The 22,275-nt window shown below is 35.0% G+C and carries 19 protein-coding genes and 1 pseudogene; 3 read left to right on the top strand and 17 right to left on the bottom strand.

The window, feature by feature from the left end:
- The first annotated feature begins 205 nt into the window (after positions 1 to 205).
- Positions 206 to 418 carry a hypothetical protein gene (locus MKY20_RS06080; protein WP_251174188.1) on the top strand — a complete coding sequence of 71 codons (213 nt, stop codon included), beginning with the start codon at positions 206 to 208 and terminating at the stop codon, positions 416 to 418.
- 288 nt (positions 419 to 706) lie between these two features.
- Here the strand turns inward: MKY20_RS06080 and MKY20_RS06075 are convergent, their stop codons facing one another.
- Positions 707 to 2,155 (bottom strand): N-acetylmuramoyl-L-alanine amidase, encoded by a 1,449-nt coding sequence (locus MKY20_RS06075; RefSeq protein ID WP_251266834.1) that lies wholly within the window; start codon positions 2,153 to 2,155, stop codon positions 707 to 709.
- A gap of 260 nt (positions 2,156 to 2,415) precedes the next feature.
- Here MKY20_RS06075 and tagU point away from each other — a divergent pair, with 260 nt between their 5' ends.
- Both tagU and MKY20_RS06065 read left to right on the top strand, forming a co-directional pair.
- The gene (tagU, locus tag MKY20_RS06070; RefSeq protein ID WP_251174190.1) at positions 2,416 to 3,345 is read left to right on the top strand and encodes a polyisoprenyl-teichoic acid--peptidoglycan teichoic acid transferase TagU; all 930 of its coding nucleotides are present in this window, start codon (positions 2,416 to 2,418) and stop codon (positions 3,343 to 3,345) included.
- A 319-nt stretch (positions 3,346 to 3,664) separates the two neighbouring features.
- Positions 3,665 to 3,881, top strand: a pseudogene (locus tag MKY20_RS06065) (IS21-like element IS5376 family transposase); the annotation flags it as partial.
- A 634-nt stretch (positions 3,882 to 4,515) separates the two neighbouring features.
- Here the strand turns inward: MKY20_RS06065 and MKY20_RS06060 are convergent.
- The 16 genes from MKY20_RS06060 to MKY20_RS05985 all read right to left on the bottom strand — a co-directional run bounded on the left by MKY20_RS06060 (position 4,516) and on the right by MKY20_RS05985 (position 22,244).
- Positions 4,516 to 5,544 (bottom strand): GDP-mannose 4,6-dehydratase, encoded by a 1,029-nt coding sequence (locus MKY20_RS06060; RefSeq protein ID WP_251174191.1) that lies wholly within the window; start codon positions 5,542 to 5,544, stop codon positions 4,516 to 4,518.
- The gene (locus tag MKY20_RS06055) at positions 5,519 to 6,895 is read right to left on the bottom strand and encodes a UDP-glucose dehydrogenase family protein (protein ID WP_251174192.1); all 1,377 of its coding nucleotides are present in this window, start codon (positions 6,893 to 6,895) and stop codon (positions 5,519 to 5,521) included. The genes MKY20_RS06060 and MKY20_RS06055 overlap by 26 nt, the downstream gene beginning before the upstream one ends.
- Positions 6,896 to 6,962: 67 nt before the next feature.
- Positions 6,963 to 8,435, bottom strand: coding sequence for a lipopolysaccharide biosynthesis protein (locus MKY20_RS06050; protein ID WP_251174193.1), 1,473 nt, complete (start codon positions 8,433 to 8,435; stop codon positions 6,963 to 6,965).
- 48 nt (positions 8,436 to 8,483) lie between these two features.
- Complete coding sequence (locus MKY20_RS06045; RefSeq protein WP_251174194.1) at positions 8,484 to 9,392, bottom strand: ATP-grasp fold amidoligase family protein; 909 nt, start codon at positions 9,390 to 9,392, stop codon at positions 8,484 to 8,486.
- Between the two features lie 170 nt (positions 9,393 to 9,562).
- On the bottom strand, positions 9,563 to 10,897 hold the full coding sequence (locus tag MKY20_RS06040) for an O-antigen polymerase (protein ID WP_251174195.1): 1,335 nt from the start codon (positions 10,895 to 10,897) through the stop codon (positions 9,563 to 9,565).
- 127 nt (positions 10,898 to 11,024) lie between these two features.
- On the bottom strand, positions 11,025 to 11,915 hold the full coding sequence (locus MKY20_RS06035) for an ATP-grasp fold amidoligase family protein (RefSeq protein WP_251174196.1): 891 nt from the start codon (positions 11,913 to 11,915) through the stop codon (positions 11,025 to 11,027).
- Positions 11,916 to 11,955: 40 nt separating this feature from the next.
- Complete coding sequence (locus MKY20_RS06030; protein WP_251174197.1) at positions 11,956 to 13,035, bottom strand: glycosyltransferase; 1,080 nt, start codon at positions 13,033 to 13,035, stop codon at positions 11,956 to 11,958.
- 18 nt (positions 13,036 to 13,053) lie between these two features.
- Positions 13,054 to 14,127 (bottom strand): glycosyltransferase family 4 protein, encoded by a 1,074-nt coding sequence (locus MKY20_RS06025; protein WP_251174198.1) that lies wholly within the window; start codon positions 14,125 to 14,127, stop codon positions 13,054 to 13,056.
- Positions 14,111 to 15,250, bottom strand: coding sequence for a glycosyltransferase family 4 protein (locus MKY20_RS06020; protein ID WP_251174199.1), 1,140 nt, complete (start codon positions 15,248 to 15,250; stop codon positions 14,111 to 14,113). The genes MKY20_RS06025 and MKY20_RS06020 overlap by 17 nt, the downstream gene beginning before the upstream one ends.
- A gap of 2 nt (positions 15,251 to 15,252) precedes the next feature.
- Positions 15,253 to 16,095, bottom strand: a complete 843-nt coding sequence (locus MKY20_RS06015) for an NAD-dependent epimerase/dehydratase family protein (RefSeq protein ID WP_251174200.1) — start codon at positions 16,093 to 16,095, stop codon at positions 15,253 to 15,255.
- Positions 16,092 to 16,721: a sugar transferase gene (locus MKY20_RS06010; protein ID WP_251174201.1), complete on the bottom strand. Its 630-nt coding sequence runs from the start codon at positions 16,719 to 16,721 to the stop codon at positions 16,092 to 16,094. Before MKY20_RS06010 ends, MKY20_RS06015 begins: the two co-directional genes overlap by 4 nt.
- 191 nt (positions 16,722 to 16,912) lie before the next feature.
- Positions 16,913 to 17,791, bottom strand: a complete 879-nt coding sequence (galU, locus tag MKY20_RS06005; RefSeq protein WP_251174202.1) for a UTP--glucose-1-phosphate uridylyltransferase GalU — start codon at positions 17,789 to 17,791, stop codon at positions 16,913 to 16,915.
- A gap of 13 nt (positions 17,792 to 17,804) precedes the next feature.
- On the bottom strand, positions 17,805 to 19,625 hold the full coding sequence (locus MKY20_RS06000; RefSeq protein ID WP_251174203.1) for a polysaccharide biosynthesis protein: 1,821 nt from the start codon (positions 19,623 to 19,625) through the stop codon (positions 17,805 to 17,807).
- 325 nt (positions 19,626 to 19,950) lie between these two features.
- Positions 19,951 to 20,712: a tyrosine-protein phosphatase gene (locus tag MKY20_RS05995; protein ID WP_251174204.1), complete on the bottom strand. Its 762-nt coding sequence runs from the start codon at positions 20,710 to 20,712 to the stop codon at positions 19,951 to 19,953.
- Between the two features lie 97 nt (positions 20,713 to 20,809).
- The gene (locus MKY20_RS05990; RefSeq protein ID WP_251174377.1) at positions 20,810 to 21,481 is read right to left on the bottom strand and encodes a CpsD/CapB family tyrosine-protein kinase; all 672 of its coding nucleotides are present in this window, start codon (positions 21,479 to 21,481) and stop codon (positions 20,810 to 20,812) included.
- A 22-nt stretch (positions 21,482 to 21,503) separates the two neighbouring features.
- The gene (locus MKY20_RS05985; protein WP_251174205.1) at positions 21,504 to 22,244 is read right to left on the bottom strand and encodes a YveK family protein; all 741 of its coding nucleotides are present in this window, start codon (positions 22,242 to 22,244) and stop codon (positions 21,504 to 21,506) included.
- Positions 22,245 to 22,275: the final 31 nt, after the last annotated feature.

The raw sequence follows: 22,275 nt of genomic DNA, 5'->3' as shown, positions 1-22,275 counted from the left end.
AATTTGACACCATTACTTATTTTATCTATAAATCTTACAATTCACAATGCGAAAATTGCAGAAAAATATACTAATAGAAATATATTTTTAATTTTTGTCAAAACGATGTTAAGAGAATTTAAAACTCAGTCCAAAAACGAATGGGAATGTATAATTCTGGATACCCTTTAATTGAATGAGAAAACTGAACTTGGTGGTGTTGATAATGGAGGAAATGGAGCTTCACAAAATCGAAGTGCATAAAGATGGAATTTGGGAGGAAACAGGATATCACACTATTCAAATAGGTGACAGATTTCGCATGTTTCATCCGGACGGAACCCCTTTTATAGACTCCGATGATCAGCATGTCCTTCATGCCACATCCGAGCCGTTTTTTGACGAGGAATTGGGAGTCTGGCTCGTCTATATAAAATAAGAATTATTACAAAAGAGACCAAGTAAAATGCTCAGAGTACCTTCTTCTTAACAAGGTTTTCCGTATTTTTTGATTATTGTCACAAAAAACGAACCACAAATGACAGGAGGGTTTACAAGTCTCCTTCTATAAGAAATAACCATTGCTTCAGTATTAATGAATTGAATGTAGAGGTTCAGAAGAAGATAGATTAATTTTATACCTTTACGCGGAAAAGAATTAGACAATTGCTCCATAAAAAAAGGCGTCCCAGAGAAGGAACAACCTCTAATATCCATTTTATTTCTATTACTTAAGGAAATACTGATTAAGGCCATCATAAATTCCCTTTGCAGCTTTTCGCTGATAATCAGCTGTTGCTACATGTTTTTCCTCATTGGGATTGGAAAGGAAACCTAATTCAAGCAATACAGATGGCTGCTTGTTTGTCCTTAACACATGGTAATTCCCATATTTCACACCTAGATTTCTCATGCCTGTCTGAACCAGTAAGCCATTATGAATGGATTGAGCAAGGCGTCCATCTTTGGAGTTATTATAGTAAAAGGTCATTATTCCGGAACTGGTGCTTGAATAGGCATTGTAATGGATACTGATAAAAGCATCTGCTTTCTGTACATGGCTAATATTCACCCGCTGATTGAGACTTAAATATTGTTGATCATTAGAACGAGTCATAACCACTTTAGCACCTGACTTTTGGAGCAGCGTTTTTAACTCCTGGGCTGTCTTTAGGTTGAGAGTTTTTTCTTTGTGGATTTTTCCGCTCGTTCCATTATCAAAACCACCATGCCCCGCATCAATGGCAATAACCTTTCCTTTCAGACCTGAATTGGGAGATGTCACTAGCCAGCCGGCAATCCAGCCTTCTTTGCCTTTACTTGTTTTTACTTTGATCCAGCCCTTGCTCTCTCCTGTTTTGACAAGAGAAGTGCCGGCCTTTTCCAAAGCGATAACCCCAAAGTTTGTGCCCGGGCCTTTTCGGATATTGCTGTTCTCCTTTAGGATAATTCTTGTTTCTTTAATTGTGACAGCTTCCTCTTCATCTACCGGCCTTTTTTTATCAATATAAGAAGAAGAAACCCATCCCTTTAACCCTTTAGCTGCTGTTATTGAAGACCAATTTCCTTTCTGGCTATGTACTTCAACTGCTGCTCCTTTTGAAACCTTACCCACAACTTTAGAAGAAGCTGCTGCGCTGGCACGGACATTTAATATATCAGCAGTAACATAAAATGCACCTAAGGTTTTAGGAGGAACAGCCGGCTTCTTTTTTGACACATAGGAAGCTGATACCCATCCCCCACTCTTTTGGCTTGGGATATACACTTTGAGCCAGCTTCCATCCTTCCCCTCTACCGTTACTGCAGTATTTATAGGTACTTTTGTTACGATGGAACCATTTGCATTAGGGAGCTTTCTGACGTTTAAGCTGGTGGCTGTTACGTAACCGGTCCAAGTAACAGGCGAGAGATAAGCTGAAGAAACCCAACCAGTCGTTTTGCCAGTTGTAATTTTGGACCAACCTTTTTGCTGTGCACTTATCGTAACGACCTGGCCTTTTTTCAGCTTTCCTATAACAGTGGAAGAAACTGTGGCCTTAGCACGGACATTCAGAATGGTGGCAGTTGCCTTTCCCTCAAAAGAATATGCAGCATGAACTGACTGAGTAAACTGAGGAACAAAATGAAACAATAAGACCAAAACACAGAAGACTTTTACCAATGATGACTTCACTCATTACCCACCTTTTTTGTCGAATATTTACCAAAAACTCATCTATTAAACTATAATACATGAAAAAGGAAATAATCAGGGTCTTTTTTACTAATTATTTATTTTATGATCGGATTTTTATTACATTAGGCCTACCACACACATTCCTTTCTGGCAAATAATAGGGCAATCATTCTAAATTTCTATATCCATTTTGCATGAATTTTGATATTCTATAAGATAGGATTACAAAACTTGTAAAAACGTGGAGGATTTAATAGATGAGAGCCGAAAAAAGAAAGAAAAAGCCGAAATGGCTGAAAGTGATCGGAATATTATTTTTGGTTTTACTGATTGGCGGAGGCGGTTATGCCTTTATGGTATATAAATCTCTGACAGATGCTGTGGAAACCATGCACCAGCCGATTGACCGGGAGAAATCAGATAAACGGACTGAAAAAATTACACTGGCTAAAAAGGAGCCATTTTCTGTTTTGATGCTGGGTGTGGATGAGCGCTCAGGTGACAAAGGCCGTTCTGATACTATGATTGTCCTCACCGTTAATCCGAATGATAAGTCCATTAAGATGCTCAGCATTCCCCGTGATACGAGAACGGAGATTGTAGGAAAAGGATTCGAGGATAAAATTAACCATGCCTATGCATTTGGAAATGAAGAAATGTCCATGGCAACTGTCGAGAATTTCCTGGATATCCCTCTTGATTACTATATTAAAGTGAATATGGAAGGGTTTAAGGATATAGTAGATGCAGTAGGTGGTATTACGGTTAATAGCTCCCTTTCATTTAATCAAGGCGCCTATCAGTTTACTGAAGGAAGCAATAATCTTGATGGTGATGCTGCTTTAGCGTATGTCCAGATGAGAAAACAGGATCCTAAAGGAGACTTTGGGCGACAGGACCGTCAGCGCCAAATTATCCAAGGTGTTATTAAAAAGGGAATAAGTGTTAACTCCCTGACAAACTTTGACGATATTTTTGGAGCACTCGGGAAGAATGTGCGTACAAATATGACTTTTGCTGAGATGAAGGATATTCAGAAAAATTATAGAGATGCTGCGGGAAATATTGAACAGATGACCATGTCCGGTAATGGGCAGACATTAAATAAGATTTGGTATCTGATTATTTCAAGCGATGAGCAGCAACGAGTTCAAAATGAATTGAAGGCACATCTTAATCTGAAATAAAAAAGGAAAGATTGTCTAGACCTAGCCTAAATAAATGAGACACTATAAAACACCCCCGAATTTACTCTATGTGTTGATTCGGAGGTGTTTTTGCGTAGGCAAAAATATATATTCAAGTAAAAAGAAGTGACCAGTTGTTAAAGATATAATGACGGACAGTTACGAGTTGTTTAAGCCGATGCTAAAATCCCCCTTATAGCCTTAATAAAATTCCCCATCTAAAATAAAACCATAGTGATTGAGAGGAGCTATGGTTTTATTTTAGATGGGTATTTTTAACATTAAGGACATGTAAAAAAAAAGGTATAAGAATTTCAGTATCGCAAGAGAGCTGAAAATGGACCGGAAGACAGTAAAAAAATACATAAGTTCAGACACGGTACACACCGGAAAGAAAAGAAAAAGAAATGGTAAACTTGATTTTTTTAAAGATTACATTGAAAGGAGAATGATGGAGAACCAGGTAATTAAACTCGGAAAAGCTCCTTGCAGAAATTGCATTAGGTTATCAAAGGGGCAAACTCATATTAAAAGACTAAATGCAGCCTTTTAGGAAACCGGCCAAAAAGAAATATAGAGTTCATGATATCTTGCTATCCAATAAAAATCCTCCTGTCCTATATCAACCTACCATATTAGCAAATAATTCATGAATATAGAACTTTCAACTGCTTCCACTTAACCACTTCTCCACAAGAAGGTAAGATTACATTTGAATTGTTTTTCTATCTCTTTTGTATTACGAACGAATAAGATTTTTCTCAGTCTTCTGTACTCTAGATCTTTCTCTATTAGTTTCGCTCTCTCTTTTTCTTCATGTTGTTTCTTAAGGTTTTCCAACTGTCTTCGTATCTCGAGAGATTTTAAATAAACTTTCTTAACCTTGGTAAAGAAGTTTCTAGTCTCTTAATTTTTTTCTTAATTTCATTTTTTGCCTATGCCGCTTTTTTTTCTAAAGTCTTTCCTTAATTCCTTTTTCTCCTTTTAATATCTAGCTTTGTGTTTTCTTATAATTATTTAACAAATTTTTATATCCCTTAAATAAGAGATTAGATTAATCCCAATTTTTGTATAAACATTAATTAATTTATATTATATTTAAAGTTCTTATAATTAAAAGCCGACCTTAAACTTATTTATAGCCGGCTCTCATTGTCTGAGTTTTATTGGTTATTTGTTATAATACTGGACATACCATTCCGCAAACTTCTGCAACCCTTCCTCAATCGGTGTTTCAGGCTTAAAGCCTACAGCTTCCTGCAATTGATTAGTAGATGCATAAGTAGCAGGTACATCACCTGGCTTGATTGGTTCGAAATCTTTCTCAAATACTACTTCTTTCCCTAAAGCATTACTTAATGCTTTTTCGAGGGATCTTATAAATACCATTAACTTCTCAGGACTGTTATTCCCAATGTTAAACACCTTATGAGGAACAGAATCATCCCCTTCTGGAGGATTACTTAAAAGGCGCTCAATCCCTTCCACAATATCATCTATATACGTGAAATCCCTATAAAGGTCATTTTCAAAGTCGCCATTGTTAAAGATTTTGATTGGCTCACCAGAAAAGTATTTGTTGGTAAATCCAAAGTACGCCATGTCTGGCCTTCCCATTGGGCCATAAACGGTAAAGAAACGCAATCCAGTTGTCGGAATTTTATATAAGTGGCTGTAGGTATGAGCCATTAGTTCATTTGATTTTTTAGTTGAGGCATATAACGAAACAGGATTATCTACAAAGTCTGTTTCTTCAAATGGAACCTTTTTATTCGCCCCATAGACAGAACTAGATGAAGCGTATACAAGGTGGTCAACTGGATTGTATCTGCAGGCTTCAAGGATGTTATAAAAACCAATTATGTTGGTTTGAATATAAACATCTGGATTTTCTATTGAATACCGTACACCAGCTTGAGCAGCTAGGTTCACCACAACATTCGGCTTATACTCTTCAAAGATATGAGTAATTAATAATTTATCTGAAATATCAGCTTGGATAAAGGTAAAATTTTGATAGGGTTCAAGCAGTTTTAAACGGGAATGTTTAAGATTTACATCGTAGTAGTCATTGAGATTATCAATCCCTACCACTCTACATCCCTGTCCAAGTAGTTTTCTAGATAGGTTATATCCAATAAAACCGGCTGCCCCAGTAATTAAGTATACTTTATTAGTATCTAGTGATTTTAAGTTCAAGTCTCTTCGACTCCTTTTTACTATCTCTTTTTGTTGATGTTCTGCCAATAGAGTGATACTCAACCCCAGCTTCTTGCATCTCTTCAATATTGTATATATTCCTACCATCATATACTAAAGGAGTTCTCATTAAAGCCTTATAACTTTCAGGTGTTACTGCTTTTACTTCTCCCCATTCAGTAAAAATAAAACAAACATTTGCATCTTTTAGAGCATACTCTATATTTGATACATATGTGATACTACCTTTTCCACTTTTACCTTCAGGAAGAACCTTGGCAAAATTCTCCGCTCCCACAGGGTCATATGCATAAATATCTGCACCTTGCTCTAACAACAAAGGTACATTCTCAAGGGAGGCAGCTTCTCTTAAATCATCCGTACCTGGTTTGAAAGTTAATCCGAGCACAGCTACCTTAAGACCATTAAATGTAATAAGTCTTTTGCTTGCTTTTTTATATAACTTTGTCTTTTGCTCTTTATTCACATCAATGGCTGCCTTAACAGTCTTAAGCTCATAACCATTCTGTTTAGCTATATACTCTAAAGCTTTGGTATCTTTCGGAAAACAAGACCCTCCGAAACCAATACCAGCATTTAAGAACTTGCTGCCGATTCTCTCATCAAAGCTCATTCCCTTTGCAACATCCTGAATATCCGCACCAACCAACTCACAAAGGTTAGCAATGTCATTCATATAGGATATTTTTAGGGCTAGGAAGTCATTTGATGCATACTTAATCATCTCTGCAGATCTTCTATTTACTGATACAATAGGCAAGTTAAATGGCTCATAAATATTCATAAGTCTTTCTTCAGCCCATTTACTTTCTGTGCCAATAATAATTCTTTCTGCATGCAACGTATCATGCACTGCAGAACCCTGTGCCAGGAATTCGGGGTTGGAAGCTACTTCTACCTTTACATCATTGACTAAAAAGTCATATATAAATTGCTCCACTTTATCATTTGTACCAACTGGGACCGTAGATTTTACGACTACAAGGCAATCTTTTTCAATTGTCTCAGCAATTTGCCTTACAACTGTTGCGATATAGGAAAGATTAGCAGAACCATCTGGCTGCTCTGGTGTACCAACACCTATAAAAATTGCATCCGCATCTTTATAAGCTGATTTATAATCGGTGGTATAATTAATTCTTCCTGCTGCATAATTTTTCTGCATTAACTCTTCCAATCCTGTCTCATAGATTGGAGAAACGCCAGACTTCATTAAATCAACTTTTTTTTCATCAATATCAACACAGGTTACTTGATGGCCAACTTCGGCAAAACAAACGCCCGCTACTAAGCCAACATAGCCTGTTCCTGCTACTGCTATTTTGTACATGTCATTTATCCTCCTAATTTTAATTTGATATAAAAACTCAGCTAAAATAAATTCTTCCTTTAATAAATCAGATTACCTTTTTAACCTTTTTAGGCAATAATCTCTTGGTTAGTAAGCTTATTTCTTTTCGTAAACGGGGAAATAGGAATAAAACCCCAAAATAGAACAAGACACAAATAAATATTGAAATAAAAACCCAAGTAGTTCCTCCGTTATATTTTTGCAAAATATATCCTAAAAGCCCCATTGCAACAGCTGCGATCGCTGTCGGATAGACATTTTTTAATGTTTTAAAAATTGGTATTCCAATAGCTATTTTCATAAAAATTAAATGCACAAGAACAAATTCCATTCGTATCCATGAACGAGTATAGACTAAAGCCCAAAAACCAAACTTTGAACTAATTATGCAAGCTGGAATTAAAACTATCAAATGTAGCAATTGAGCAAAAAAAGATAATTTAGGTCTTCCTTTTGCTCGATATACTTCACTAGAAAAATGACCAAATACTATCATTATTGAACTTGTTAACGCCCAAATGCCAATTACCTGACTGGCTTCACTCCACTGATCACCTAATAGTATTTGCGTTGCCATATCACTATAGAGATACACACCTATACCTATTGGAAAAATAAGAATTGATACAATCCTTTGCATATTAAAATAAGTGCGATTAAATTGTTCACTGTCATTTTGTAATCGCGAAAGAGCTGAGAACAATACAGGAACTGTCGAAGCAGTAATTAAGGCCATTAGTGAATTAACCATAGTAGTAGAAGTTTTATATATTCCTAAAAAATACTCACTTAGAATACTTCCGATAATAAAGGCGTCAACCCACGTTGTTAACCAGATAGAGACCGCTTCAATTAACGACCATAAGCTAAAAGATAGCATTTCTTTTAGTGTTGCTATACTAAAAAATAATTTTGGTTTCCACTTTGATTTCATAGTAAGCAATATGGCATTTGAAAACTGCATAAAGAGGGTACCAATAATCAATGACCAATAACTTAATCCCAATAGAGCAAGTGGTATAGTTACCACTACTGGAATGAAAATCGAAATCATTCTAATCCAAAAAAGTGTTTTAAAATCAAAATCACGTCTATAAAGAGCCATTTGTATACTCGAAAAAGCTGTCAGTGGTAATTGAATACAAGCAATCGCTACAACACTTCCTAAACCTGGGTTCCCCACTAATACTGCAATTTGCTCGCTAAATAGAGTAATAATTCCCCATAAAAAAATAGATATTACAAAGTTTGTTATAAATGCTACATTAGCATTTTTAAACTTTTCCTCTTCATTTTTAAACTCGTGTTGTACTAAATATTTTTGAAATCCGGCATCCGTAAACATATCCGCGAAACTCGTAATCATAGTTACAGTCGCAACGACCCCAAAGGCTTCCGGAGCAATAATTCTAGCTAAAACCATATTAGTGAGTGGACTTACTATTTTTGCTGCTACTTCTGCAAGAGATGACCATTTTGTTGCATTGAAAATTTTATTCCTTAGTTCATTTTCTTTCAAATTATTTACTCCTTAAATAATGAAGAATGGCTATTATTCAATTATAACTTAAGGTAGTTGTATCCAATTTCCCATCTCTTCTTCAAATTCTAAAGGCTTAACTTTTCCCATGCCACTTTGATGAAAAAATGTAATTTCACCAAATATTATTTCTTGTTTTATATAATAAAAGTCAATTCTAGCATGAGGAAAACTTGAAGAAAGCATTTTACTAAACTTAATCATTTCATCCAATTTATCAGGTTTATTAACTTTAAGTGTAAGTTCTCTAGGATAGGATATTTCTTGTTCCATTAAGTTCCACTCTAAATCATACAAGTTTCTTCTTGTGTTCTTTTTATTATTTATACTAAAATCAACCGTTATAAATTTAGGTTCACCATTAAAACAAAAAAAGCGATAGTCCCTAAGTTCTTCACCATCATCCTGTTCAATATATTTTTCGCATATTACTTTAGGTACTATATCCTTGTAAACCCATTCTCTGTTTTCCCAATAATAATTTTTCCTCATCCATCTTCTCATTTTTTTAAACTCTTTATTCCAATCCATGGTTGTTTTATCTTTACAAACAATATTATATCCCGATCCGTGAGTGCCTTTTAATACAAATGAATTAGGTAATTTATCTATATCTATATCATCGATGGAATGATATACGTCATATAATTCATTTAAGTACTTCTCTCCAATTCTTTCTTTTACAAACTCTCTCACTTCATATTTATCGGCGCATTTAGTCGCATCTCTATCAATCCAATTTAGTTTTAACCATTGGAGCTTGTCGTTATATTTGGTAGGACTTTCCAGATTAACTTCTCTATTTAATTTTTTTTTTATTCTCTTTTTTATAAATGTTTCATCTGATAAACTTCTATAATAATATTGCTTTAGGGTATCGTATACACTAACTATAAATTGATTTTCCCTTAAAACGCTCCTAATAGATTTCTTCAATTGTATTCTCCTTACCTTATACAAATGGAATTTATTTACATCAAGACATTTTTAATATATATTTTAAATAATATTTAATTTTAATATAATATTCACTAATAATATAATCATAAAAACCTTTATTTACTCGATAATTCCTTTTTGTTGTAATCGTGAATAATACATAATATCTACAATGATACAAATTTGGTGTTTCTTTTTAGCAAAGATAAAAGTAGGCAAAAACCAACTATAAATGAGAAATTCCCCTGGATAACATGAACTGTATCCCCATAAATTATTATCATAATGGCAAATTCTACAGCAACATATGAAAATACAAATGATTTTACACCCTTATTTAGAATACAATTAATCATTCTTTGGAGTACCGCAAGCAATAATCCAAATAATATACCTATGACTAGTGATCCAATAAAGCCTCCTTGCAGCCAACTAAACGACAACAGATCAAGAGGTACGCTACCTGTTACACCACTTTCTCCTTTTCTTGCCCCCATAAAGAGAAGTGTGTTGAAGGAAGAAGCTGTATCAAATCCCATATTGATCCAAATGGAAGATGGTAAAAAATATAAAGGAGTGAGAATAACATGTTTAAATAAGAACATACCCGGATAGTCTAATACCATATTAAATGATGCAAAAGGAAATGAGAGTTCCTGAATAAAGAAATCATATATTGAAAGACTGCCACTTCCTCTTGCAAAAATATTTGTAACATAGTAGAGCCCAAGAATAGCTCCAAGAACTATTCCTCCTACCTTAAATGCCAAATTTAAAGTGATTTTACCGTGATATTTATAGAAAATAATTCCGATCATCAATGCTGCAAAAAAGTTAACAAGTGAAGCACGTCCACCAAGAGAATACAAGTAATATATGGAAAAGCTAATTGACGCAATTAACCATATTAAGTCTTTTTTTGAATGGTTTTTGTCTAAAATTAAACCACTAAGCAATAATGTTGAAAATAATGAAAAACCACCAAATTTCTCAAGAAAGGAAAAAGGATTATTTACCGTCATTAACCCGCTCCTAATTGCCGTAGTATAATCCAATAACCCTAAATAACCTCCATATGCCCTACTATATAAATAGTAAGAAACCATAGCTAAAATTAATGAAAAAATTGAAATCCTCTTTATTGAAATATAATTTAAATTATTTACTCTGGATATATCCTTAGTAGTAATATTATTATACGAACCTTTTTTTACTAGTAACCATCCAAAAGTTGTACTAATAAGCAATATTAAATTCTGAGAATAATATAAAAAAACACCGGAAATTGTATAATCTTCTATTATAGTTAATGATTTACTAAAGGCGTTATTTAGAGCATTATTAATTAAAAAAACAGGAAGTATACCATTAAAGATAATTAACATAAAAATAAAAATATTTATCAAACTTATTTTCTTTGTCCTCTTATATAACAAGAGATTTATAAAAATACATAAACCGCTAAATAAAAAGCCTAATATAATAGCTATGATTTGAACCATTTTATTCTCCTTAAAATATCATTGCAAATATATGATTCTGCCCTAAGGCCGATAGACATTACTATTTTATTTGCTTGTCTTTGTAGAGATATCCTAGTTATTGATTTAATTTTTCGAGTATAAAAAATTAGGCTTTTTTTATTAAAGATATATTTAGAAAATCACCCATTTTATAATCATACTCTATTGGTTCAAACGGTTCACTGCCCGAGAAATGGAAGAACGTACATTCTCCAAATATTACTTTGTTACTTTCTATATAAAAATCTACTCTCATATGTGGAAACCCTCCCGATAGAATTCTTGAATACTCAAGTATATCGTCTAACTCTTTTGGACGAGGCAATATATTTCCACTATTCGGATAATGGTTTTTCACAGGTATATGATTCCAATCTAAATCATAAAAATCAAATTTAGTGGTATGTTCTCCTCTATCTGTAGCGACAAACAGGCATTTTGGCTCTCCATTAAAACAAAAAACTTTATAATCCTTTGGTGGTTTTCCATCATCAGTTTTTATTAACTTCTCAACAACTATTCTTGGTTTAATATCTTTATAGACCCACTCAAGCGAGTCAAAGTAGTGGCTGGTCTTGAGCCAACTTTTAAACTTTTTCTTTTCTAAATTCCAGTTTATTCGTGATTTATCAGTACAAATCAGGTTTTGTCCACAACCGTGAGTTACCTTCATTACAAATTCATCAGGTAACTGATCTAAATCAATATCCTCAACGTTATCATATACGCCATACAATTCATTAAGTATGTGATCTAATCCTTTGTCTTTGACATATTCCCTAACGGAATATTTATCAGCGCATATGGTAGCCTTTGGATCAAACCAATTTAATTTTAACCACTGTAACTTTTCATTGAAGGTTTGGGGATTCTTAAGATTTAGTTTATATCCTGCATGACGTTTAAACTCCATTTTAAGAGTAGATTCAGGCCATATTTTAAAAGCTGAATATCTGATTATATTAAATGCTGCTTGTATCAATTTTGGGCGCTTCATTTAAATACTCCTTATAGATTTTATTAACACTTGACATTTATTATAATGATTCTAAAAACTTCAATAAATTGCTTGCACTTACATTTGAAGTATATCTAGTTGCTATTGTCACTCTCGCTCTTTTTCCCATTTCGATGGCATTATCAATGTTTCCAATCATTTTTTTCATCGACTGTATAAGGGCATCCTCATCTTGGATTGGAATCAAATACCCATTCATACCATTTTCAATTAAATCAGCAGGGCCTGTCGGACAATCAGTAGATATACAAGGTAACCCTATGGCCATTGCTTCCATTAATGAATTTGGCATACCTTCTGCATCAGAGGAAAGAATATACATATCCGATTCTTGCAGAATTTGATTAATATTTCTTGTTCGGCCACATAAAATGATCCTATCATTCAGCTTAAGCTTATTTATATAATCGTATAAATCGTTATATAAAGAGCCTTCTCCATATATTCTCAATATAATTTGGTTGTTTTCTTGTGCAATTTTTGAAAATGCGCGAATTAACATAGGATAGTTTTTCTGCTTCTCTAATCTTCCAACTGCAACGATGTTTCTAATTTCCTTGTTCGTAAAAACCTTTTTATTTTGAATAAATTCGTTTGCTATAGGATTTGGGAAGACAACAATATGCTTTTGTAACCATAATGGAAAATACTTTTTTTGTTTTTCATTTTGGACTATACACCTTTTTGAAAAAAAGACTGATACATTTCTAAGAATTCGTAGCACTTTTTTTTGTGGGCTATATCTAGGATCAATACGAATAGTTTCAATTATTTTCAGAGGCAGTGATAAACTGGCAATTGTAGCCATTATTCCAACATGAGATATGAAAGGTAAAACAAAGTCTGGGTTAATTTCTTTAAACTTTCTTCTCAGGTTAAATAATTTTTGTACTTGGGACATCGCAACATACTCAGACTTACCCTCTGAAATTGTATGAAAATTCACTTTTCGTTCGACTGGGTATTCATTATCCACTCTATAAAATACAAGCAAGTGAACATCGCTACCTAATTTCGCCAACTCACTGGACCATATGGAAACGACTCTTTCTGCACCGCCACTAGATAAAAAAGGAATCACAAATAATATTCTTTTCATCTTAAACATCCTCTAATTTTATTGCTGTTCGATTACGTTTTCCCATTTATTAATAACAATTTTACTATCAAACATCTTTGCTGTCGTCTTCGCTTCATTACCGAGTTGGGATGAAAAATCTTTATTAGTTATTAGTTTATTAATGGTATCAGTAAGTCTTTCTGTGTCCCCAATAGGAATTAATAGACCATTCACTTCATCTTTTATAATTTCATTTGATCCAGCACAATTAGTTGATATGCATGGTAGCCCCATCATCATCGCCTCGAGTAAAGCATTAGATAAACCTTCATAATTAGATGAAAGTACAAAAATCTCAGCATCTGAAATCACTTCATGAATATTTGTGACGGTTCCAGGTAAGAAAACTTTATCGTTTAGATGTAATTCATTTATTTGCTGACTTAATAAATCTCTTAAGTGGCCCTCCCCATATATAAACAATTGATACTCAGGATGTTCTTCATTGACTTTTGCAAAAGCATCTATTAACATTGCCTGATTTTTTTGTTCTGATAACCGTCCTACTGAAACAAGCTTTTTCTTTTTATTTTTTGAAGCTCCAGTAGCAACATTAATAGGGTTCGGTATAATGATACCTTTTTTTTGAATTTTTTTTGGAAAACAGGATTGAGCCCATTTGGTTTGAAATACAATTGCTTTGCTATAAGAATAAAGTACATAGGTAGATAATCTTACAAACACCGACCTACCATCAGCTGCTGGATCATTCCTCTCTGATATTAGAATTCTTTGATTCAATCCTAGACACGCTAGTAATGTTATTAGGTTAATTCTTGCTACGAATGAAACTATTCTATTTGGTTTATAGTTTTTTACATACTTCCTAATACTTGATAGCCAATTAGGCAACTGTGAAAACCTGGATTTTCCTTTTTTAATTATTGGTATTAAATTAATGCTATTACTTAAAGAATAATCACATTTATCGTCTAATAACATTAAAATATCGACTTCCCAACCTTTGCTAGCATATCTATTCGCTAGAATAGATATTACTCTTTCTGCCCCACCTTTTCCCATACTACCAATAATGAATGCTATTCGATTAGAACTATTTGTTACCTGCATTAGTAGATCCCTCATTGTATATTTCCGCCATTATTTTCATGACATTCTCTTTTCCATATTGCTTAACTCTATTTTTATTGAATTCACCAAATTGATTTCTCAAGAAAGAATCTTCCTTTAAAATGTTGATTCTACTAGTAAACCCCTCAATATCACTAGCTTTAACTAAATATCCCCCTTTTTCTTCTTCAATTAAATCATAATTACCTCTAATATCAGAACACACTACAGGCAAACCTGATGCCATTGCTTCCATTAGAGATACTGAAAGACCTTCTCTATATGAAGGAAAAGCAAAAATATCTGCAGCTTTGCATATCTCAATTATGTCTTTCCGAAATCCTAATAATTTCACTTGTTCTTTTACACCTAGCTCCTTTGCTAGTTCTTTTAAATGTTTATTTAAAGGTCCCTGACCACAAATTACATAGTAAATTTTTTTATTATTTAAATTTGCTAATGCTTTTATAATCACTTCATGGTTTTTGTTCTTATTCAACTCTCCTACCGAAACAACAATTAAACTATCCTGGGGTATCCCTATAAGACTAGGTTTATCTTTTTTATTGACAGATATTTCACTATACTTCATAGTATCTATACCAACACCAGGCACATATTCAATTTTCTTTGCTTTAAACTTTTTAGCTCTATTATAATCTTCCTTATTAATGGTTATAAGTACGTCAGTATATCCCGCTAATAATCTTTCAACAGGGTAGTATAACAACCAATTTATAAAAGGTGCACCTTTATAAAAATGAAAACCATGAGCTGTATAAATGACAGTTGTCCCATTTTTTCTTGCATCCCGGGCAGCTAGTCTCGATAAAGCCCCACCTATTGGAGTATGGCAATGAATTATATCAAATTCATTATTCTCTATTAATTCTTTTAATTGTTTGTATGCCTTGATGTTTTTTAATTTTAAAGGAGCCCTCTCAAATGGGATATCATAGTAATTATCACAATAGGGTATTTCACATTTTTCATTATCTTCATAATCATTTTTTGCACAAACATATGTCTCAAATCCATTTTCTTTAAACCACTTTAAATACGGAATATGAAATACCATAATATGTGCTTTTACTACTGTAGCGACAAATAATACTTTTTTCATATTTATTTCTCCGTTAATTTTATTGAAGTTTCAAAGTCACATACTGTATATCTATGTTTATACTCGGACATAGACTTATCATAAACTAAGTCACCAAATACCTTATTGACTGTATCATGCCTCACTAACCTTAAAAAAGAATTAAAAACTTTTGTCATTTGGACATGAGTCCCGTTTATCCTAGCGATCAACTTCACCATTTCAGATGTACAAACATACTCATCATTTTGCGGGAAAAATAATCCTTCACAATAATCCTCAATTAATAATCTTACAAATTCACACAAGTTATCTATATAAATCATACTTCGTTTATTCTTTATATCTGGAAAAACGGGGATTTTTAAAGCAAGCTTAGCTAATCTAGAATAATTTCCTTTACATCCTTTACCATAAATCATTGGGGGACGTATGATCGAAACTCTAAATACCTCATCACTTAAAGACTCTATTAATTTCTCAGCTTGAAGTTTAGAATTCCCATAATTACTTTTAGGTTTAAGGGGAGAATTTTTATCTATTACACCACTTTCAATTCCATAAACACTCATTGAACTTAGAAATATAAACTGTTTAACACCTTCACCTTTTGCCATTTGGGCAACTTCATAAGCTAAATCCCGGTTTACCTTGTAATAACTCTCAGCATTGTCTTTTGTTTCTTTAATGTGAGCTATTCCAGCTACATGAAGGACAACATCATACTTCGAGAAATCTTTTTCCTTCCATGAATCATTTCTTAAACTAATTGAATCTATTAGATATTTCTCAGGATAATTCCTCAACCACTTATCTATACTTATACCTACGTAGCTGTTTTCTCCTGTTATTAGTATTCTTTTCATAATGAATTGCGCTCCTTAGCACTTGCAACTTCTTTCTTAGAACCAGTTCCACCTTCTACAACCCCTTCACTCTTAACAACACTCACGATTGTTAAGAAAAAACACTTAACATCCATCAAAAAACCTATTTTTTCTACATACTCTCCATCCAATTTGGCTTTCACTTCAATAGGTAGTTCATCTCTTCCATTAATCTGCGCCCAACCTGTAAGTCCAGGAGGTACATTATTAGCATTGTACTTATCACGTTCTAAAATTAAATCATACTGATTCCAAAGAGCTGGCCTCGGCCCTATAATGCTCATCTGTCCAACAAATATATTCCAAATTTGAGGTAGTTCATCTAAACTTGTTTTTCTCAAAAATTTTCCGACATTAGTAATATATTGTTCTGGATTTTTCAATAAGTGAGTTGGTGTATCCTGAGGAGTATCAATTCTCATGGTCCGGAATTTCAAAATATTAAAATGAGTCTTATTGATCCCTACACGTTTCTGTTTAAAAAGTATTGGCCCCTGTGATTCTAGTTTTATTACTACAATTAGTAAGATAAAAATTGGCGATAAAACAATTAGTCCAACTAAAGATAGAACGATATCAATCAACCTTTTTATTTTCAAATACATCTTGGTCCACTCCTTGAGAGTTTAATTTAGTATCTTAGGACTTGACTGGATTATTTCAGTGCATCATTCAATAATCCAACCAACTACTAACCTACTAATTTCATTCATTAAAAATATCGTTATTTAACCCATACAAAAGAGAGCCCCGCCCACAATTTAAATTTATGAACAGGGTCCAAAATTTCACTTTTTTACTTAACCGTTCTTGTATCTATAACCTCTTCAAGGTAATTAAGCAAATCAGATCTCAAGCTATCATTTTGCAATGCCATTTCAATGGTAGTCTTAATAAAACCAAACTTCTCTCCAACATCATACCGGACACCTTCAAAGTCATAAGCAAACACACGCTGTATTTGGTTAAGCTTTTGAATAGCATCAGTAAGTTGAATTTCCCCACCTGCACCTAATTCCTGCTGTTCTAGAAACATGAATATTTCGGGGTTTAAAATATAGCGTCCCATGATAGCTAAGTTTGATGGTGCTGTTCCTAGCTTTGGCTTTTCAACAAAATTATTTACTTGGTAACGACGCCCTAACTGACCTGCAGGATCAATAATTCCATAGCGATGTGTTTCATCATTAGGTACAGTTTGCACCCCAATTACGGACGAAAGGGTGGACTCATATTCATCCATTAACTGACGCAAGCATGGTTTTTCGGATTGAACAATATCATCTCCGAGCAGTACCGCAAACGGCTCATCTCCTATAAACTTCCGTGCACACCATACCGCATGCCCAAGTCCTTTAGGCTCTTTTTGCCTGATATAATGAATGTCAACTTTCGAAGGTTCTTTTACCTTTTCAAGAAGATCAAACTTTTGTTTTTGAATTAGGTTATCTTCTAGCTCAAAAGAATTATCAAAATGATCCTCAATCGCACGTTTCCCTTTACCAGTAACAATAATAATATCTTCAATCCCTGATGCCACTGCTTCTTCAACAATATATTGAATAGTGGGTTTATCAACTATTGGTAACATTTCTTTTGGCATTGCCTTTGTTGCTGGCAGAAATCTTGTACCTAATCCCGCTGCAGGAATAATGGCTTTCCGTACTTTTTTCATTTAATTCTCCCCCTTATTCAGCCATCAATAGAATGTTGTTTTTTCTCTTATTGGCCAAATTCAATACATATTCACTAATCTCACCAGCTGACATGCGATCGAACTGTTCAACTAAAAAATGAACCTCATCTTCCTGTTCAAGCACAGCTTTCCCAATAAAAATCTTCGGAAAAACCGTTTCCTTATGAACTTCTTTTTCATTAAGAAGCTCCTCATACATCTTCTCCCCAGGACGAACGCCAGAGAATCTAATTCCAATTTCTTCTTCTTTATAACCAGAAAGAGTGATTAGGTTACGAGCCAAATCCACAATCTTAACCGGCTCACCCATATCAAGCACAAAGATCTCACCACCGCGAGCCAACGCACCCGCTTGCATCACAAGCCTAGAAGCCTCAGGTATCGTCATAAAATACCTCGTCATATCCGCATGTGTAACCGTCACCGGTCCGCCAGCCTGAATCTGCTTCTTAAACAGCGGAATAACACTGCCACGGCTACCAAGCACATTCCCAAATCGAACAGCCACAAACTTGGTAGTACTATGCTTATCCAGCTCCTGAATCACCATCTCCGCAATCCGCTTTGTTGACCCCATCACATTCGTAGGATTAACAGCCTTATCCGAAGACACCAAAACAAATGTCCCAACACCAAAGGTATCTGCAGCTTCAGCAACATTCTTCGTTCCAATCACATTATTTTTTACAGCTTCCTTGGGATTGTACTCCATCAAAGGCACATGCTTATGAGCAGCCGCATGATATACAACATCCGGTTTATGCATTTCCATTACTTCAAATATCCGATCCCTGTCCTGAATGTCCGCAATAACCGGCACAATTTCCATTTCGCCTTTATACTTATTCCTTAACTCCATATCAATCAGGTAAATGGAGTTCTCTCCATGTCCCAAAAGTAGAATCTTCTCTGGTTTAAATTTGCATACCTGGCGGCAGATTTCCGATCCTATTGACCCGCCTGCACCTGTTACTAAAACGGTCTTTCCAGTCAACTTTTCAGAGATACTGTCAATATCCAGCTTGACTGGCTCTCGTCCCAGCAGATCTTCTACCTGCACATCCCTGAATTGATTAACAGACACCTTCCCAAGCATTACATCTTCAATCATTGGCATGATGACTGTCTTGGCTTTTGTTCCGGCACACTCTTCAAATATTCTTTGCATCTCTTTTTTATTAAGAGAAGGGATGGCAATGACAATTTTATCAATATTCAGAGTTTCCACTGTCTTCGAGATATGTTTGGAACCTCCAACCACAGGTAAACCATGTATGTGTAATCTATACTTTTTTGGGTCATCATCGATAAATGCAACCGGTTTAATTTCAGTGTCTTGATTTTTGAGGAGCTGCCTTGCAAGCATTGTTCCGGCAGCACCGGCTCCTACTATTAAAGCACGCTTTTGTTCTATAGTTGATTTAATATATCGATCCCGGTAGACACGCCAGGAGAAACGTGAACCTCCTATTAATAGAACGTGCATCATCCAGGCAAGCATTAAAGCCCGGAAATAAACATCCCCTATTAACAGCTGCTGCATTACTCCTGTCGTCATGATAGATAGTGATACTGCCTTTACAATCGCCACGAGTTCTCCAACACTCGCGTATTCCCATGCCTTGTTATAAAGCCTGTAAGCAGATGCAAAGAAATGATGGCTAAGCAGCAGCGTAATAGAGCTAACAAGCAATGTTTCGGATTTAATCCATGCCAGCGTTGGGTGAAGCGTCAAAACACTCACATATATAGCTGATAAAACAATTAATGAGTCCAATAAAACCAACAGTGTCAGCCGCTTTTGGTACGTCAAATAAATAGCCTCCTTCTTAAATATAGTTCATATTACCTATTTCAAATCCATTATTGTCCGTTTTAAGGCAAAAATAAATATCTAATGGGAACACAGGAATGGTCCTGTACTTTCATTAGATATCTAGGACATTATCTAACAATATAATGTAAGCGGATTCGTATATGGTTATTTTAAATATTTAGATTGGGGCATTTAACCCCTCCTCACACCATGCTACTGACAACTGTGTGTCTAAGGTGATTTTACTCACCCACAGCATGGCCGAGTGCCTCCATTGATAAAGGCCAGGAGGCATCGCCTAGTTATATACAACATGGAATGGTTAAAAAATGCCAAGAAACTTTTTGCGTTTAATTCTCTCAGGCAGTTCTTTCATTATATTGCTGTTCTCAACTAGGAGCTCTGCATTCTCTTTAAAAAGATAAACCATATCAGGTCCGTATTTAGAATCGACTAAATCCATTGCTTCAGCCATTTTAAACGTGCGGTTCTTCACATTATGAGCATCTGAGGCGATAAAATGGGTTAAGTTAAACCCTATCAATTGCTCAGAGAACTTTTTTATATTCTTTCCGAAATACCCGCAAAGACTGGATGCCGTCACCTGGGTTAACGCGCCTTTTTCAACAAATTGATATAACAAATCCGGCTGTTCCATTAACTGCTTATTCCGCTCGGGATGAACAATAATTGGAATCAATCCCTGCAGCTGAATATCAAACAGGAGTTTTTCAGCATATCTCGGTACATGGTTAGAAGGAAATTCAATAAACATATACTGTGATTGACTAAGAGAAAGAATCTCTCCATTACTTAAACCTTCTACTATTTCCCCATAAATCCGAACTTCCTGGCCAGGAAGGATTTCCAGTGGGATTGATGCCTCTTTCAAACTATTATTTAAATCAATTACAGCATCAATGATTTCATCTTTTGTATTTCGATAGGATTGATTATGATGAGGAGTGGCAATGATGGAGGAGATCCCCTCTCTAACCGCTTCTTTCGCCATGTCCAAACTGTCTTCTATTGTTTGGGCACCATCATCTATCCCCGGCAAGATATGACAATGTATGTCAATCATCCCTTCCACTCCTTTCAATATATGACAAAAAGTCCTTCTTCTGTCATGTTAACATTTTAACTTCAATACGGTAAAGGGTGTAATTTGTCGAATTTTGTTAATTCGTACCGTAATAATAGTAATGCTGTGATTCTTTCATTTTCTTGTTGTTTAATACAACTCCTAATAGCTTCCCTTGCGCTGCTACTAACAGCTCCTTCGTTTTCACCAATTGGTCTTTTTCCGCTTTCCCGCTGCCCGCTACAAGAATGGTACCCTGACATTTATTCGAAAGAATTTGGGCATCTGTTACCGCTAATACTGGCGGAGTATCAAATAAGATAATGTCGAATTCCTCCAGGGCTGCCTTCATAAAGTAATCCATTGCCTTTGATCCCAGCAATTCAGATGGATTAGGAGGAATCGGACCGCTTGGAAGGATGAATAGGTTTTTCATATCAATAGCCTTAACAGATTCCATAAGCGTCATCTGGTTTGTGAGCACACTCGTTAATCCGCTCGTATTCATAAGGTTAAACGTATAATGCACTGTCGGTTTCCGCAGATCAGCATCTACCAGGAGCACCCTTTTGCCTTGCTGGGCAAAGACTACTGCGAGATTGGCAGTTGTAGTTGACTTTCCTTCTCCCGGACCTGATGAAGTAACCATAATAGTGCGAATCTCTTCATCCACTGATGAAAATTGAATATTTGTCCGGATGGTCCGGTACTGCTCAGAAATTGGAGACTTTGGATCGTTCTTTGTAACAAGCTTTCGCTTGTGCTCCATCACTTTCTTCTTTTCTCCCTTTTTAAGAACCAACAGTCTCACCTCTTAACCTAGTTTTGCGGTCGGAACGGCTCCCGTTTTCAGCAGTGTCATCCATTTGAGCAATCACACCGAGGACTGGAAGCCCAATCGTTTTTTCAATATCTTCTTCGTTCTTAATTGTATTATCAAAATATTCAAGCAGGAACGCCAATCCTACACCAGCCATTAAGCCAACAACTAAAGCAATGGCGATATTTAAAAGAGGCTGCGGTTTAACTGGAGCCTGATTTTCTCCTACTTCCGCCTTCGCTAGAATGGTTACATTATTTACGTTCATAATTTCCACGATTTCTTTCTGAAACACTTCTGCTGTGGTATTGGCGATATCAGCTGCTCTTTTTCGATCTTCATCCTGAACAGAAATAGTTACCACCTGAGAGTTTTGTTCACTCTGAACGGTAATTTTCTGATTCAACTCACCTGTTGTCATATCAAGCTTGAGCTCTTCCTTTACTAATTCAAGAATGGCAGCACTCTTAATAATGACATTATATGTATTGATCAGCTGCAGGTTGGTTTGAACTTCACCCGCACTATATACACTTTGTTCATCTTTTGCCTGATTCACCAGAATCTGCGTAGAAGATTGATATATTGGTGTTAGAAAAAAGTAACTGACTATTCCGCTGATCATGACTGCCAGAATCGTAATGGACAGGATAAGAGTCACTCTTTTTTTCAGCGTATGGAATAGTTCTTTTAGACTAATCGTTTCTTCCATGATATCCTCCTAAGGAAAAATAAATAACAAA

The organism is Cytobacillus sp. FSL W8-0315 (assembly GCF_038002905.1).
In the GTDB taxonomy this organism is placed as follows: domain Bacteria; phylum Bacillota; class Bacilli; order Bacillales; family Cytobacillaceae; genus Cytobacillus; species Cytobacillus pseudoceanisediminis.
Note: the sequence above shows the minus strand (reverse complement) of the source record. Positions and strands in the feature narration are given on the sequence as shown.

What these genes read in the sequence shown, in the direction of transcription:
- MKY20_RS06020 (WP_251174199.1), bottom strand. Translation starts at nt 15,250, where the DNA reads ATGAAAAAAGTATTATTTGTCGCTACAGTAGTAAAAGCACATATTATG.
- MKY20_RS06010 (WP_251174201.1), bottom strand. Translation starts at nt 16,721, where the DNA reads ATGTATTTGAAAATAAAAAGGTTGATTGATATCGTTCTATCTTTAGTT.
- tagU (WP_251174190.1), top strand. Translation starts at nt 2,416, where the DNA reads ATGAGAGCCGAAAAAAGAAAGAAAAAGCCGAAATGGCTGAAAGTGATC.
- MKY20_RS06025 (WP_251174198.1), bottom strand. Translation starts at nt 14,127, where the DNA reads ATGCAGGTAACAAATAGTTCTAATCGAATAGCATTCATTATTGGTAGT.
- MKY20_RS06015 (WP_251174200.1), bottom strand. Translation starts at nt 16,095, where the DNA reads ATGAAAAGAATACTAATAACAGGAGAAAACAGCTACGTAGGTATAAGT.
- galU (WP_251174202.1), bottom strand. Translation starts at nt 17,791, where the DNA reads ATGAAAAAAGTACGGAAAGCCATTATTCCTGCAGCGGGATTAGGTACA.
- MKY20_RS06040 (WP_251174195.1), bottom strand. Translation starts at nt 10,897, where the DNA reads ATGGTTCAAATCATAGCTATTATATTAGGCTTTTTATTTAGCGGTTTA.
- MKY20_RS06055 (WP_251174192.1), bottom strand. Translation starts at nt 6,895, where the DNA reads ATGTACAAAATAGCAGTAGCAGGAACAGGCTATGTTGGCTTAGTAGCG.
- MKY20_RS06035 (WP_251174196.1), bottom strand. Translation starts at nt 11,915, where the DNA reads ATGAAGCGCCCAAAATTGATACAAGCAGCATTTAATATAATCAGATAT.
- MKY20_RS05985 (WP_251174205.1), bottom strand. Translation starts at nt 22,244, where the DNA reads ATGGAAGAAACGATTAGTCTAAAAGAACTATTCCATACGCTGAAAAAA.
- MKY20_RS06080 (WP_251174188.1), top strand. Translation starts at nt 206, where the DNA reads ATGGAGGAAATGGAGCTTCACAAAATCGAAGTGCATAAAGATGGAATT.
- MKY20_RS05995 (WP_251174204.1), bottom strand. Translation starts at nt 20,712, where the DNA reads ATGATTGACATACATTGTCATATCTTGCCGGGGATAGATGATGGTGCC.
- MKY20_RS05990 (WP_251174377.1), bottom strand. Translation starts at nt 21,481, where the DNA reads ATGGAGCACAAGCGAAAGCTTGTTACAAAGAACGATCCAAAGTCTCCA.
- MKY20_RS06030 (WP_251174197.1), bottom strand. Translation starts at nt 13,035, where the DNA reads ATGAAAAGAATATTATTTGTGATTCCTTTTTTATCTAGTGGCGGTGCA.